The sequence below is a fragment of the Lactobacillus sp. W8174 genome, from assembly GCF_016100975.1.
Taxonomy (GTDB): Bacteria; Bacillota; Bacilli; order Lactobacillales; family Lactobacillaceae; genus Lactobacillus; species Lactobacillus juensis.
The window spans coordinates 73,728-87,574 of record NZ_JACFRN010000002.1; the positions used below are offsets into that span (position 1 = coordinate 73,728).

The following is a 13,847-nucleotide window of genomic DNA, read 5'->3' on the forward strand; positions in this document are numbered from 1 at the left end:
TATACTATATACTGTTAATATAAGCTTAATTTATTGCACTTTTTAGATGCTGGTTATAGTCTAATCATATAGTACGTGCTAATAATAATTAAATAGACGGAGAGTGAAAAAATGGCTAAAACAGGACAAGACAGGTTGAATGACCCATTTTTAAACAAAGGTACTGCTTTTACAGAAGAGCAGCGAAAAAAGTATCGACTGGCAGGGATGTTACCTCCTAAGGTGCAGTCATTAGAAGAGCAGGCGCGGGAAGTTTACCTGCAGTATCAGGAAAAATCAACTAATTTGGAAAAGCGCATTTTTTTGATGACCGTTTTTAATACTAATCGGGTGCTGTTTTTTAAGGTCTTCAGTGAGCATGTTACCGAATTTATGCCGATTGTGTATGACCCGACGATAGCTGAAACTATTGAAAATTACAGTCATTTGTTTGTGAATCCGCAATATGCCGCATTTTTGTCAATTAATGAACCTGATCAAATCGAAGATAGTTTGAAAAATGCGGCTGATGGCCGTGATATAAAACTAATAGTGGTTACTGACGGTGAAGAAATTTTAGGAATTGGTGACTGGGGTACACAGGGAGTTGACATTTCTGTTGGCAAGTTGATGGTTTATACTGCTGCAGCTGGTGTTGATCCAGCGTGTGTATTGCCAGTAGTGCTAGATGTTGGCACTAATAATGACAAATTACTTAATGATTCGCTCTACCTAGGCAACCATCAGCGTCGCGTAAATGGTGAACCATATTATCAATTTGTTGATCGCTTTGTGCAAGCTGTAGAAAAATTATTTCCGGGACTATATTTACATTTTGAAGATTTTGGTCGGGATAATGCTGATAATATTTTAAAACATTATCGTGATCATATTTTAACCTTTAATGATGATATTCAAGGCACCGGTGTCATTGTTTTGGCCGGAATTCTCGGAGCATTGAAGATTAGTGGTCAGAAATTAACAGATCAAAAGTATGTCTGTTTTGGTGCCGGAACAGCTGGCACAGGAATCGTTGAGCAAGTCTATGCCGAGATGCTGCAAGCAGGCTTACAACCTGAAGAAGCACGTAAGCATTTTTACTTGGTAGATAAACAAGGTCTGCTTTTTGAAGATACTCCTGAACTAACGCCAGCGCAGAAACCATTTGTTAGAAAACGTTCAGAGTTCAGTAATGCTGATCAACTTAAGGACTTAAAGAGCGTTGTGCAAGCAGTTCATCCTGATATTTTAGTGGGAACTTCAACCCGTTCAGGTGCTTTCACTCAGGATATTGTATCGGAAATGGCAACCCATACCGAGCGGCCAATTATTTTCCCATTGTCAAACCCAACTCAATTAGCGGAGGCAAAAGCTGAAGATTTAATTCATTGGACTAAAGGCAAGGCTTTAGTAGCAACTGGTATTCCCGCTGATCCAGTTGATTATGAAGGCACTAAGTATGAAATCGGACAAGCCAACAATGCTTTGGTCTACCCGGGACTTGGTCTTGGCGCTCTGGCAGTTAATGCTAAGATTTTAAGTGATGAAATGATTAGTGTAGCGGCCCACTCACTTGGCGGCATTGTTGATTCAAGTAAACCAGGCGCAGCGGTTTTGCCACCAGTTGAAAAACTAAATGTCTTTTCTCAAACTGTAGCAAAAGCTGTGGCTAACAAGGCAATTGCCGATCACCTCAACCAAAATGATTTTCAAGATGGTGACAAGGCAGTGGCTGCGCTTCGCTGGGTGCCTGAATATAAAGATGAGCAGGAGTGAGAATAAATGCAAGCCTTTATTACTTCATTAACTAGCGTTGTTGAACTGTTGCTTGTAATTGCTTTAGGGTATTGGCTGCGCACCAGTGGCAAACTGGGCGATCAGTTTAAAGGCAATATTTCCTATTTAATTATGAATATTGCTTTACCAGCTTCAATTTTTGTTTCCGTCTTAAAATATTTAAACAGGCAAAAATTATTTGGCTTAACAGGTGGTCTGATCTATGCCATTATCTGTTTTGCCCTAAGTTATTTGTTCGCATGGATATTATGTAAGGTTCTGCGGATCCGCAAGGGTCGTCGCGGTACTTTTATTAATGCCATTACGAATGCCAATACCATTTTTATTGGGCTGCCTTTAAATATTGCCTTATTTGGACAAAAAAGTATGCCGTACTTTTTAATTTATTATGTGTTAAATACGGTTTCTACTTGGGCAATTGGTGTCTTCTTCATTTCTAGCGATGACCCAACTGAACAAAAAGGAAAACAACAAAAATTCAACTGGAAAAAATTGTTGCCAGCACCATTAGTTGGTTTTCTCATTGCTTTAATTTGCTTATTAGTTGAAGTACCTATTCCTAGCTGGATTACGGCTGTGTTAAGCATGGTTGGCGGCATCGTCACACCGATGTCACTGATCTATATTGGTATTATATTGGCAGATGCTGGTTTGAAGTCAATCCACCTTGACCGCGATACCATTTGGGCATTGCTTGGCCGCTTTATCTTAGTACCAGCTTTAATGATGATTTTAATTGTTGTTGGTGCAAATTGGCTGCCATCCTTGACAGGTCTAGCTAAACAAACCTTGGTTGTGCAATCAGCTACTCCTGCTTTGGCAGTTTTGCCAATATTAGTGGGTGAATCGCACGGGGATGTGCAATACGCTACCAACGTTGTGACTACTTCAACAGTTTTATTCGTAATAGTTGTTCCATTGGTTTTGGAAATTACGCAAATGCTAATATAATTAATAAAAATTTTGTAATATAAAAACCCGCCTTTGATCATATAAATAAGGCGGGTTTTTGTCGGGAAAATACTATTTGCAATTTTTATTTTTATGGTGTTATTTCTTCTTTTATTAATTTCAATATGATATGCTTTTCGTAGTAGATCCCACAGAAAAGGGAGAAATTTATTATGCAGGTTGTTAACAATTACTTTGCTCATACGGATAGCAAAAACTAGTTATACTGCTTAAATTAAAATATAATTATGCTATGCAAAAGAATATAATAACGGGTGCTTAATATTGGAACATAGAGAATTAGTCAAATCAAAAGATATTTCTGATAAGGGATTAAAAGCAATGGATGAATCTGTTGCCAATTTAAAAAAAGGAAAGGTGTCCGCACCAATAGATTTATCAGACTTTTAGATGAATAGTATATTTAAAGAAATTACTAGTTTTGTGAATGTAGAGATTTATACATATAAAAATCCTCTTAGTTAAATTGAAATCTAACTAAGAGGATTTTTAGCTTTAATTATAGTGAGTTTTGCAAGCTATAATAGTTAATCGTTCATTTTTAACTGTGTAAACTAATCTATCTACATTATTTATTCTTCTTGACCAACCAATTTGATATTATAATTTTTCCGGCTTGCCAATTAACATATTCATTCCAAGCTTCATCTAAAAACTCTACTGTCATTCTTTCTTCTGCTCACTACTTAAAAGATGATGTGAATGGATATCCTGATTATTGTTAATCTTTTTGAAACGCTGATTTAGTTCAGCTTGATTTTCCTCACTATAAAATGGATCTCTAACTTCGAACGGTAAACCATCTTCAGCAATACTTTTCTTTATAAATATATTAATGGCAGTCGAAAGATTAAGGTCTAGGCCGTTAAATATTTCTGTAACTCGGTTTTTATCTTCTGAATTAACTTTAACTGAAATCGAAATTTTGTTTTTTCTGGACTTAGCATTATTGATTACCTCATATGCATAGTAGCACTTTAGATGTACTTAGATGTATAAAGTATAGTTAAATGCCTTAAATTTACATATAATGTATTGCCTAAATTATTGCTAGTAAACATTTATAAAAAATGAAAATCAATTACAGTTTAAATAAAATTATTTTATGGTTTTACCAAATCTTTTTTGCATTTTATTGCTGGTATAGCCCAGCTTTTCGTAAAATTTATGAGCACCTAAACGTGATTCTCCTGAATTTAACCTAATTTCTTTCATGCCTAAATTTTTAGCCTGTTTTTCCAAAGTGTGCATAAGTTGACTGCCTATGCCTTTCTTTTGCACAGAAGAATCTACTGCTAAAGCTAAAACGTTGAACATGGGGTCAAAATAGGTTTCTTCAAAAACTTCTGCATGCAAATAACCTTCAACTTTTTTGGTATTATCATCTTCAAAGACCCAGAGATAATGATGCGCAGGATCATTTAGCAGCCTTTTAATGTTGGCAGCCGTTTTTTCTACAGGATAATCATAACCTAGTTCAATTTGATTGATTTTTTGAATAGCTGGACTGTCAGCAACTTCACATTTTCTAATCATGAAAATTCCTTTCTTATATTTATTGCTTTATGAGTTAAAGTTATTTTAGCGCTCTCAATAATAGATAGGAAGTTCTTTTGTATGTCTAAATATAATAAAGACACTATTAAAGTTGTACTGCCAAATTTAATAGTGTTTTTTTAATTCTATACAAGTGGTAATATTGGCGTAAGCTATTTCATTTTTGACTAGTGCAAGTGTAAACAAATAAGGAGAGAACAATTGCATTCTAAAGCGGTAGACTCAAAGGCATCTCTTGTAAATTTATTTTGGGACCAATTTTTATTTTTGTGGCAACTAATAAAATCACGCTTTCTTTTTTGGTTAGGCTTAATAAGCTTTGTAATACTGATGTTGAAATTAATGCCGAATTCTGCTATAGTTCCTATTTTTTTCATGGGTGTTGATTTTAGAGCTGTTAAATCAAACCAAGTTATTTTGCCTGTTTTTTGGTTTGTTTATTTTGTAGTGCCGCTATTGATAGTCTTAAGCGGTATTAAACAATTGTGGCAAGTAAGAGGAATGCAATTGCGAGGTCTGAGATACTCACCATTAAGTTTCACTGTAGTTAATGTTGGGTTAATGGGATTGATCACCCTCATTTATGTGGCACTAACAGGAGGAATCATAACTTTAGTGACTGATTTTTCCTGGCTAAAAAATTTTAAACTATTACAATTTCACGGATTATCAGCTTTATTAGTACTGGTCATTATCAATTTTTTAGGAATATTTCTGTTGTTGATAATTCAGACCACTATCGGTCGCTTCAATGCTCCACTGGGCATAATTATTCCATTTAGTTGGCTTATAATGGCTATTTATACCACTTGGAAATATAATCCGCTCAATAGTTTAATGCTTCTGCGTGTCAATAAGAACAATATTCTGCTGTTATTAGCTACAACGCTATTAATGCTAATTATCTATTTAATTACTGACCGTTACAGTGAACCGGATTATTAAAAGTCTAATTCTACTATTTTTAATAATTCTAAAATGGTACTATGAATGTATAGAATTAAACGATAATTAAAAAATAAGAAACAAAAACTGGCTATTTGTAATAGTCAAATTAAATCATTAATATTGCTACGGCTGTCCTCACTCTTAAAAAGAAGGTCTTTATGAAACGTTTGTTTTGGAATCAATTACTATATTTATGGCAAATAATCCGCTTCCGTTTTATTTGCTGGCTAAGTTTGATCTGCTTTTCAATTATTTTTCTCAGTACGCAGCTAATTAATAGTTCACATACTTCTATATTTAATCTTTTCTTTGCCGATACCAGTCAAGGCGCATCTTTTAATTTTATTTTGTGGCTGGTCTATTTCTTGATACCGCTGCTCATTGTATTAAATAGCTTTAAACTGCTTTGGCAAACTACCATTATGCACCTAAGAGGATTACAAATTCCACCGAGAAATTTTACTGTTGTCACTATGTTGTTAATGGGAGTAATAGCTTTTGCCTATGTGTTTGTTACACTTTTAGTTATGTTGCTTGTTACGGCTCTATTTAAATTGCCCTCTTTGTCTTTTTTTGATTTAACTGACTGGCAGGCGATCCCACTACTTTTCATAAACAATTTTTTGGGAATATATCTGACGCTTCTTTTGCAAGGTACAATTGGAAAGTTTAATTCGGCATTGGGTCTGATTATTCCAGCTTCACTTTTGATAATGACATCTCTTTTAAAGTGGCAATTAAATCCTTTGAATTTCTTGATAATTTTGAGATTTAATTTCCCTGGCTTTTTATTATTATTGCTGGCAACTTTGATTATGGTGATTGTTTATGGGATTATTGACCATTTCTTTAGTGTAGAGTAAGGAGCAAAAAATGAGTTTTATTGAATTAAATGAAGTAGGAAAAATAGTGAAAAGACGGCCACTATTGCATGATGTTAGTGCAGATATTCCAGAAGGCAGTATCACTGTTTTAGAAGGAATAAATGGTTCTGGTAAAACGTTAATCTTAAAAGCAATTTTAGGTTTAATAAATACCAGTGGGGAAGTCATAGTTAATGGTAAGAAGATGAAGGTCCAAGAGCCTTATCCAATTAAAGCGGGAATTTTAATTGAAAATCCCAGTTTAATAGAAGAATTTACTGCTTATAAAAACTTAGATTTGCTGGCAAAATTAGATCCGGATATTCAAGAAAAGCAGATTAATGATTTATTGGCATACTTTGATTTAACCAGGTTTCCTAAACAAAAAGTTAAGAAATTTTCACTGGGGATGAAGCAGAAATTAGGAATTGCGCAGGCTTTTCTTGGAGCCTATCCGTTAATTGTTTTGGATGAACCCACCAATGCGCTGGATCATGAAAGTATTGGTAAATTAATCAGATTGATTGATGGGTATAACCATAAAGGTTCAACCTTTATTATTGCTTCGCATGATCATGAATTTGTAAACAAAGTCGCCACGCAAAAGCTATATGTACAAGAAGGAACAATAAATTATGAAAAATAAAAAATTATTATGGAGCTTCTTCATTGTGATAATAATTGTAGTTGGCTGCGTGGGCTTTTATCGCTACCGCCAGGTAAACGCCCATCCTCAGCAGTATGGTGTGACTAAAGAACAGCTTTTTCACAAAAATGAATTGGTAAAAGCCTATCATGTTAACTTTATTGTTCATGAAGCTGCAGTTAAGAAAAGTAAGGATTTTGTACAAGCCAAAGTCAAATTTAATATACGTCAAACTGGCCAGCCATTCTATGGCGAGAAAAAAAACAATCCTAATTTTATAGAAAATATGTATCTAAATAATCCTTATGGTATAAGCAATCCCTCAATAAAATTGTATGACAAAAGTCACCACAGAATTAATCCTGATAAAGCATTAGCGCACGGCAAGCAGCCTTTTACAATATTTTTTACCATTCCGCGTTATTCATATGACATGCGCAATCAAAAATTACGTTTCAGTTTCTTGGTACCAACTAAGAAGCACTATGTCAAATATTCGCTTCTGCTAGAATAGGGAGAATAAAATGAAATTTTTGTGGTCACGTTTGAATAAATTATGGTTATTTTTAGCATTGGCAATAGGGTTAAGTATTAGCGTTGTACAATGTGCTGTTTCTGTGTCTAAATATATTTTTGCGACAAACTCACCTTATACTATGTGGATGTCAATAGATGGATTTACTTTTGTACCTACTATATTTTTTATCTTGTTACCTTTAATAGCAAGTTTACCTGCCAGTACATTATTAAAAGAAGATTTTACCAACGGCTATTTTTATAAATTAAAGATGGAGAAGTCCATTAAACAAATCTTGTTAGGATACCTAGAAATCGCATTTATGACAGGTTTTATTGTGATCGCTGTTCCTTTACTGTTTAACTTCTTATCTTGGTTTATGATATTACCTAATATTAAGCCCGATAACTTACTTAATATTAATATTGGTTCTATGAATTTTACTATGCTGTTTGTCTCCCTTTATTATTCCCATCCGTTTGTCCACGCTATTTTGTCAATTATATTTTCTTCTCTTTGGGGTGGATTGTTCGCTGTATTCGCAATGGTTACTTCTTTGTGGATTAAAAATAAGTTTGCTGCCATGTGTACAGGTTTAGTTTTGCAAATAGTTTTATTATTAATGAACGCAACTATCCATTTGCCATATCTCATAAGTTATTCACCTGCTGATTTCTTACGTGAACTCCCTGGAATTATGACTAACATCTATGTGGTGGTATTTATGACTGCAATATTATTACTTTACTGTATGATTATGTTTCATTTGGATGAAAAACGATTAGTAGAGTTATAAAAGGTGAAAGTAAAAAGGATTAAGTCCTAAATTTGGACTTAATCCTTTTTAATATACTTTGATTCTGTTAAGTGGCCAATAGCGATATTTAACAACACCTTCAATTTTACTTCTAGGGATTGCTCCTATATAACGACTATCTTTTGAAACACTCCTATGATCTCCCATTACAAAATACGAGCCTTTGGGAACTTTGTTAGTATTTTTCATTTCTTTTAATTGAGAAGGGGAATAAATACTTTTATATTCTTTTGTTCTTGCTAAAGAACGAATTGAAAAGTCAGCAGTATAAGAATATTTAGTACCATAAAAACCGTCTTCATTATCCGTCAGCTTAAATCCAGGTTTTAAATAGTCTTGATTTATTTTTTTGCCATTAACATAAATCTTATTATTTTTTCCAGTAACAGTTTCACCGGGTAATCCTATAATTCTTTTTATATAAAAGGAATTACGTTCATCCGGAGCCTTTAAAATGACAATTTCATTTCGTTTCAATTTGCTATTGCGATTAGCTATAACTCTTTCTTGATTTTCAAAAGTTGGTTGCATCGAGATACCAGATACGGAACATTTGACTATTAAATATTTTGTCAGTAAAAAATTAATTAAAATAAAAATCGCAAATAAGACTATTGTATATTTTAAAAAATCATAAAATTGTTTTGTTTTCTCATTTTTTTCGTTATTCTGATTATTTGCCATAAGTAAGTCCTTACAAATAAAATTACATATTAATATAACTAGCCTGTGGTTAATAGATAAATTATAGGCAGATAAATAATTAAAAGTCAAAATAACCTAAAAACCAACATAAAATTAAACAAATAACTCATTTAGATGATATAAACTTCTTCTAATTTTGGAGATCATAATCTATATCAGATCATAAGGCTAATTTCTGTTTTTATTGTAAATAGCAAGTGGATAGTTATAAAAAGTCTCAGTTAAAAAAGACCCAGGACAAAACAAAAAGGACTAGCTTCGTTAAATATCGAAAGTTAATCCTTAATTGAAATTTATTAAACAGAGTAAAAAGTATTTAGAATGGTTTCGTTAAAGCCAACTCACTATTAACTTTTTAATTCATCAGCTGGAAGAAACCAACTATTCTGTTGATTCTTTAAGGTGAGTGAAAGTTATTTACACCAAGCCGTTTAGTTAATTATATAGCTCTTCTTTTATTCAATATGCAAACAGTATTTGTTATAATTAATTTAGAATTCAAGCAAATTGTTTTGAGGGCGGTTGGCTGTTGATCTGGAAAGGAGATGGTGCCTATGGCACGAAATCTTTTAGAAAGAGAAGCAGTTAATGAGCGTTTACCAGGCATTACAAATAATGTTGGCATTCGCCACGTTTATTATTGTGTTGTTGGATTATATCAATAATCACAAGAAATAAAAAAGACCGTCCCAATCATACTTTAGCTAGTTAGGGATAGTCTTCTATTACCTAGACAGCTAACCGCCTTTAGAGCGGCTGCTTGTTTTCAAAGAGGTCTTGTTAGTGGCAAGGCCTCTTTTCTTTACAGTTACATTATATCATGACTAAATTAATTTTGCACAACGAGCTGAGTAATGATTGCGACTAGCATAGGACTAGCATAGCTAGAAAGAGAAGTGAGCGTTTACCAGGCATTACAAATAATGTTGGCATTCGCCACGTTTATTATTGTGCTGTTAGATTATATCAATAATCACAAGAAATAAAAAAGACCGTCCCAATCATACTTTAGCAAGTCGAGGATAGTCTTCTATTTCTCACATAGCTAACCGCCTTTAGAGCGGCTGCTTGTTTTCAAAGAGGTCTTGTTAGCGCAAGACCTCTTTTCTTTACAATTACATTATATCATGACTGAATTAATTTTGCACAAGTGGACTGAGTCAGGGATTGCATGTTGCCATTTATAATCTTCTTTTTAACAGTTACAAAAGCAGAGCACAAAATTTCTCGAAGTTATATCGATTTTAGACTTTTTGTAATTATTTTATTTCAATGGGTATTTGTTATATCAATAATAAATGATATGCTAAAGCTTAAGACAGTGTATAGTGTATGAAACAAAAAAGTTTACAGTATTTAAACTGCTAAAATAATCAAAACTTCGCAAGCCTTTAAATAGTTGCAAAACATAATAGACTAGGAGAGCTTTTTATGGATACTACGAATTACGATTTGATTTACGAAATTATTATTTTAATATTCTTTACTATTGCATTTATAACATCGCTATATATTATTTATCTCAAGTCAAAAGCTTGGCATAAGCTTAATTTGGAATCACGAAAAGAAGTCGCAGCTTCTACAGTAGAATTTGTAGCAAAGCCTGGAATTGAGAGAGAAGTGGTAATGATAAAGGCCAGCCGGTTTATTGCGGCTATTGTTCTGTTATTAAGTTGGGCTTTTTTTACATCAGAAGTTGTTATTCTATTTATAGGAAATTTGATTTTCATTGTTGACGTGTTAGCAGAAATATATATGAACGCAGATTTAACTAAAAAAGAAAGAGAGCATTATACAAGTATTCCCTATATTTATAATGCAAAACGGGCAAAATTAGTAAGGAGATTATATATTATTTGTCGTATTTCTTATATGATTGTCGCTGTTGCGTGTACTTTTTTGATTTATTCAGTGTTTGGCTGGTAGTAGGCTAAAATTATGTTGTTGACATCTCAGGATTAGCAAGAGAAAGAGTTAAAAGTATCTATAGGTAACCATGCATACCTAATGAATTGAAGTAATCGATCGCTATGCGAAAACAAACGATGTCAAGTTCGTTCATAGCATCAAATTAAAGCCAAGTAACACAAAAGCAGAAGTCGAGGATCAAGCCCAAGCAGAGTCTGCTGCTAATAATTAGAGCAGGTGAAAATTAATCAAAATTTGGATAATTACTTGTTTTCAAAGAAAACTTGTTTTGCAAGGCTTCTTTTTTAGCTACAAAATAAAATGAAAAATTTCTGTAAAACTTTTTATAATATCTAGGATATGTATTTACTTTTATGATATTCTATAATTGTATAATTTAAATAAAATTTATTAAAATTTTAATTAAGAGACAGATGCGAGAATATTATTAATTTTATTAGATGCGGTCTTCTCTTTTTAGGGTTATTTATAATATATGTAAGGTATTGATTTATTAGTGACTAAAAATGTTCTTAAATTAACCGATTTTTGTTTTAGCTTTTTGATTGAATTATTAAATAACATTGTAATTGCAATATATGTTTTAAATAATCTTGTTCCAAAGGATATTCATGGTATTTTGCAGCTGATTTTTGATAGCGATATCCTTGTTATATTCATCCCAATTTTTGTTAATGCCATTACTCTTCTTTATATATATCATTTAAATGAAAGTATGAAAGAAGAGAAACTTATACGAATAATAGTTGGATCGACAATATGGCGAATGAAATATCAAATTCCTTCATTGCTGTTAATCACTAATACTGTATCTGTGCTTTTTATATGTATAATAATGTCCTTTAATTATTTGTTTTTAAGTAAAGTCTGCCTAATGTTTATTGTGATTAGTATGCTCAGATTATGTATACTACTTGTGATTACTTGTATTAAAGCTTGATTAATAGTAGGAGTTTAAAATAGTGTATAGGGAATTCATCAAAAATGTATTTTTAAAGCGTTTGGTTTTAGTGCTTTTGACTTTAGTTACTATGATATCTTTTAGCTTTATCTTTTATACCCTTATCCGTTCTAATTTGTATGTCTTACAAGGTAAGAATGATTTACAACAATTAATTAAAAAAGACGTATTTATGGGGAATAATCAGATGACTAGCAGTCAATTGCATTATGACTTCAATAAGAAAAATATTAAACAAACAAATCAGAGAGCACAAAAGTTATTTAATTATATAGATCACAACTATCATTATTCATCCAGATGGTCATTTAATACTGAAATTCCTAATAGTTCTGTATCCATAAATTTAGATACAATTAACAGTAATTTCTTTAAATTTTATCCTCTTAAAGTGCAAAAAGGCAGATTGTTTACAAATTCAGAATATGTTGCTGACACTAAAGAAATCCCAGCGATTGTTGGTCCAGGTTTAAAAAATATAAAGCTCGGATCCACTTTTAAAATTTTAAATCCAGCAAATGGAAAAAATGAAACTTATAAAGTTATCGGCATTTTGAAAGAAAATCTGAGGCTACCATCAGTTTATAATATGGATGGAGGTCGTTTACTTAATAAGACTGTATTTAGACCTTTGACTGATAAAGATAAAAGGCAGGTTAATGCAACTCAACTAGTTTCAGCTTTTCAGGATTTATTGATTTATAATGCATCTAAAAATGAAGCTTTAAAATTATCTAAAACTATTAAAAAAGATCTTTTTGCTACAGTAAAATTTATTTCAGTAAAAGATAATATTAACGACTTCTATGCAGAATATAAACCAAGAGTTTTATTGTTATTATTAGTATCTATAATTATGCTGATTATTTTTCTGAGCCTATTTTTATGGAATATTTGGAAAAGTTTGTCAGAATCGAGACAAGAAATCGCCATTAGAATTTCACTTGGATTAAGAAAAGATCAATTATATATTATAACGTTTTTATACCAACTATTACTTACAATAGTTTCATTTATACCAGTTACCATCTATGTGATGAGAAATGCCTATTTATTAGCTTCAAACCGAGCTGGTATAGATGCTCAGATTATTTTGTCAACTCCTCTTCCTAGAATTGAATCAATTAGTATGATTTTAAGCTTTTTAGCATTATTAATAATTGGTACTATCTCATCAATGTTAATCATTTATAAATTCAATAAAATACCTTTAAATCTGAGGATGATGAATAAGTTATGAGTAAAGCTGTATATGTTAATCACTTAAGTAAAAACTTCGAGGAACAACCTATTTTAAAGGACATAGATTTTTCGTTAGAAAAAGGAACAATGACAGCTTTAATAGGCGCTTCTGGCGAAGGTAAGACAACTTTCCTAAATTTGATTGGCTCACTTGACAATTCTTATAGTGGTCAAATTATTGTTGAAGGACAAGATCTATCACTCTGTAATGATAGGGAATTGTCGCAGTTGCGTAACACAAAAATTGGCTTTGTGCTACAGGAACCAATTTTAATTCAAAGACTTTCTGTTGAACAAAACATCTTGCTACCAACAGTTTATTTGCCCAAAAAAGCAAGGAATGAAAAAGAAATTAAAAGCAGAATGCATAAATTGACCAAATATTTGAACATAGAATCTCTTTTAAAAAGGAAACCAAGTACACTATCAGGTGGGCAAAAGCAACGGGCCGTTGCAGTAAGGGCTTTAATTAACGATCCAGACATTGTATTGGCGGATGAACCTACTGGATCATTAGATGAAGAGAATGCCAAGACAATCATTGATTTATTTAAAAAAATAAAAGATGAAGGAAAAGCAATTTTGACAGTCACGCATGACAAAAAAATTGCGGCATTACATGATAATGTTTATAAACTAAGTAGCAGAAAAATTACCAAATTAAACTAAAAAAGAATTATAGGTCTTAATAATACACTCAAATTTAGAATAAATTTGAGTGTATTATTTTGCCTAAATTATCTTGGTAATTAGAATCAAGATTTTTAATATAATATTTAAATTTTAAAGCATAGAAACGTTAGTATTTTTGAACTAAACAACTCCTGATTGCTTCTGCTAGTTAAATTTATTTTTAATGGCAGAAGTTTTTAAGTTTTTAGTGATAACCACTTAGCCACTAAAAATTACCTCCT

At 32.1% G+C, this 13,847-nt stretch carries 17 protein-coding genes; 13 read left to right on the plus strand and 4 right to left on the minus strand.

Annotated elements, in window-relative coordinates; translation table 11 throughout:
- Positions 1 to 111: 111 nt before the first annotated feature.
- From H3U49_RS03345 to H3U49_RS09930, 3 genes are all read left to right on the plus strand, one after another.
- Complete coding sequence (locus tag H3U49_RS03345) at positions 112 to 1,755, plus strand: malolactic enzyme (RefSeq protein WP_198179679.1); 1,644 nt, start codon at positions 112 to 114, stop codon at positions 1,753 to 1,755.
- Positions 1,756 to 1,761: 6 nt separating this feature from the next.
- Positions 1,762 to 2,727: an AEC family transporter gene (locus tag H3U49_RS03350; protein WP_198179680.1), complete on the plus strand. Its 966-nt coding sequence runs from the start codon at positions 1,762 to 1,764 to the stop codon at positions 2,725 to 2,727.
- 285 nt (positions 2,728 to 3,012) lie between these two features.
- Positions 3,013 to 3,138 carry a hypothetical protein gene (locus H3U49_RS09930; protein ID WP_255524987.1) on the plus strand — a complete coding sequence of 42 codons (126 nt, stop codon included), beginning with the start codon at positions 3,013 to 3,015 and terminating at the stop codon, positions 3,136 to 3,138.
- A 105-nt stretch (positions 3,139 to 3,243) separates the two neighbouring features.
- On the opposite strand, the gene H3U49_RS10015 is transcribed toward H3U49_RS09930, so the two are convergent.
- The 3 genes from H3U49_RS10015 to H3U49_RS03365 form a co-directional block, all read right to left on the minus strand.
- Complete coding sequence (locus H3U49_RS10015) at positions 3,244 to 3,342, minus strand: type II toxin-antitoxin system YoeB family toxin (RefSeq protein ID WP_370567341.1); 99 nt, start codon at positions 3,340 to 3,342, stop codon at positions 3,244 to 3,246.
- Between the two features lie 69 nt (positions 3,343 to 3,411).
- A complete protein-coding gene (locus H3U49_RS03360) occupies positions 3,412 to 3,702 on the minus strand; it encodes a type II toxin-antitoxin system RelB/DinJ family antitoxin (RefSeq protein ID WP_198180072.1) in 291 nt (96 codons plus the stop codon).
- A 144-nt stretch (positions 3,703 to 3,846) separates the two neighbouring features.
- Positions 3,847 to 4,284 carry a GNAT family N-acetyltransferase gene (locus H3U49_RS03365; protein ID WP_198179681.1) on the minus strand — a complete coding sequence of 146 codons (438 nt, stop codon included), beginning with the start codon at positions 4,282 to 4,284 and terminating at the stop codon, positions 3,847 to 3,849.
- A gap of 363 nt (positions 4,285 to 4,647) precedes the next feature.
- Between H3U49_RS03365 and H3U49_RS03370 the strand changes: the two genes are divergently transcribed.
- The 5 genes from H3U49_RS03370 (at position 4,648) to H3U49_RS03390 (ending at position 8,075) form a co-directional block, all read left to right on the plus strand.
- Positions 4,648 to 5,250: a rhodopsin gene (locus tag H3U49_RS03370; RefSeq protein WP_198179682.1), complete on the plus strand. Its 603-nt coding sequence runs from the start codon at positions 4,648 to 4,650 to the stop codon at positions 5,248 to 5,250.
- 161 nt (positions 5,251 to 5,411) lie between these two features.
- A complete protein-coding gene (locus tag H3U49_RS03375; protein ID WP_198179684.1) occupies positions 5,412 to 6,116 on the plus strand; it encodes a rhodopsin in 705 nt (234 codons plus the stop codon).
- Between the two features lie 10 nt (positions 6,117 to 6,126).
- Positions 6,127 to 6,762 carry an ATP-binding cassette domain-containing protein gene (locus H3U49_RS03380; protein WP_034981118.1) on the plus strand — a complete coding sequence of 212 codons (636 nt, stop codon included), beginning with the start codon at positions 6,127 to 6,129 and terminating at the stop codon, positions 6,760 to 6,762.
- A complete protein-coding gene (locus tag H3U49_RS03385) occupies positions 6,752 to 7,276 on the plus strand; it encodes a hypothetical protein (RefSeq protein ID WP_034981121.1) in 525 nt (174 codons plus the stop codon). Before H3U49_RS03380 ends, H3U49_RS03385 begins: the two co-directional genes overlap by 11 nt.
- A gap of 10 nt (positions 7,277 to 7,286) precedes the next feature.
- Positions 7,287 to 8,075 carry a hypothetical protein gene (locus tag H3U49_RS03390; protein WP_198179686.1) on the plus strand — a complete coding sequence of 263 codons (789 nt, stop codon included), beginning with the start codon at positions 7,287 to 7,289 and terminating at the stop codon, positions 8,073 to 8,075.
- 48 nt (positions 8,076 to 8,123) lie between these two features.
- Here H3U49_RS03390 and lepB read toward each other — a convergent pair whose 3' ends face one another.
- Positions 8,124 to 8,780: a signal peptidase I gene (gene lepB, locus H3U49_RS03395; protein WP_046332697.1), complete on the minus strand. Its 657-nt coding sequence runs from the start codon at positions 8,778 to 8,780 to the stop codon at positions 8,124 to 8,126.
- A 636-nt stretch (positions 8,781 to 9,416) separates the two neighbouring features.
- Between lepB and H3U49_RS10020 the strand changes: the two genes are divergently transcribed.
- The 5 genes from H3U49_RS10020 (at position 9,417) to H3U49_RS03420 (ending at position 13,602) form a co-directional block, all read left to right on the plus strand.
- Positions 9,417 to 9,479 (plus strand): putative holin-like toxin, encoded by a 63-nt coding sequence (locus H3U49_RS10020; RefSeq protein WP_366125402.1) that lies wholly within the window; start codon positions 9,417 to 9,419, stop codon positions 9,477 to 9,479.
- 218 nt (positions 9,480 to 9,697) lie between these two features.
- Positions 9,698 to 9,787: a putative holin-like toxin gene (locus tag H3U49_RS10025; protein WP_081945396.1), complete on the plus strand. Its 90-nt coding sequence runs from the start codon at positions 9,698 to 9,700 to the stop codon at positions 9,785 to 9,787.
- Between the two features lie 445 nt (positions 9,788 to 10,232).
- Positions 10,233 to 10,727 carry a hypothetical protein gene (locus H3U49_RS03410; protein ID WP_198179688.1) on the plus strand — a complete coding sequence of 165 codons (495 nt, stop codon included), beginning with the start codon at positions 10,233 to 10,235 and terminating at the stop codon, positions 10,725 to 10,727.
- A 965-nt stretch (positions 10,728 to 11,692) separates the two neighbouring features.
- The gene (locus H3U49_RS03415; RefSeq protein WP_198179690.1) at positions 11,693 to 12,931 is read left to right on the plus strand and encodes an ABC transporter permease; all 1,239 of its coding nucleotides are present in this window, start codon (positions 11,693 to 11,695) and stop codon (positions 12,929 to 12,931) included.
- Positions 12,928 to 13,602, plus strand: coding sequence for an ABC transporter ATP-binding protein (locus tag H3U49_RS03420; protein ID WP_198179692.1), 675 nt, complete (start codon positions 12,928 to 12,930; stop codon positions 13,600 to 13,602). Before H3U49_RS03415 ends, H3U49_RS03420 begins: the two co-directional genes overlap by 4 nt.
- The last annotated feature ends 245 nt before the right edge of the window (positions 13,603 to 13,847 follow it).

What these genes read in the sequence shown, in the direction of transcription:
- H3U49_RS03345 (WP_198179679.1), top strand. Translation starts at nt 112, where the DNA reads ATGGCTAAAACAGGACAAGACAGGTTGAATGACCCATTTTTAAACAAA.
- H3U49_RS03350 (WP_198179680.1), top strand. Translation starts at nt 1,762, where the DNA reads ATGCAAGCCTTTATTACTTCATTAACTAGCGTTGTTGAACTGTTGCTT.
- H3U49_RS03365 (WP_198179681.1), bottom strand. Translation starts at nt 4,284, where the DNA reads ATGATTAGAAAATGTGAAGTTGCTGACAGTCCAGCTATTCAAAAAATC.
- H3U49_RS03370 (WP_198179682.1), top strand. Translation starts at nt 4,648, where the DNA reads ATGCCGAATTCTGCTATAGTTCCTATTTTTTTCATGGGTGTTGATTTT.
- H3U49_RS03375 (WP_198179684.1), top strand. Translation starts at nt 5,412, where the DNA reads ATGAAACGTTTGTTTTGGAATCAATTACTATATTTATGGCAAATAATC.
- H3U49_RS03380 (WP_034981118.1), top strand. Translation starts at nt 6,127, where the DNA reads ATGAGTTTTATTGAATTAAATGAAGTAGGAAAAATAGTGAAAAGACGG.
- H3U49_RS03385 (WP_034981121.1), top strand. Translation starts at nt 6,752, where the DNA reads ATGAAAAATAAAAAATTATTATGGAGCTTCTTCATTGTGATAATAATT.
- H3U49_RS03390 (WP_198179686.1), top strand. Translation starts at nt 7,287, where the DNA reads ATGAAATTTTTGTGGTCACGTTTGAATAAATTATGGTTATTTTTAGCA.
- lepB (WP_046332697.1), bottom strand. Translation starts at nt 8,780, where the DNA reads ATGGCAAATAATCAGAATAACGAAAAAAATGAGAAAACAAAACAATTT.
- H3U49_RS03410 (WP_198179688.1), top strand. Translation starts at nt 10,233, where the DNA reads ATGGATACTACGAATTACGATTTGATTTACGAAATTATTATTTTAATA.
- H3U49_RS03420 (WP_198179692.1), top strand. Translation starts at nt 12,928, where the DNA reads ATGAGTAAAGCTGTATATGTTAATCACTTAAGTAAAAACTTCGAGGAA.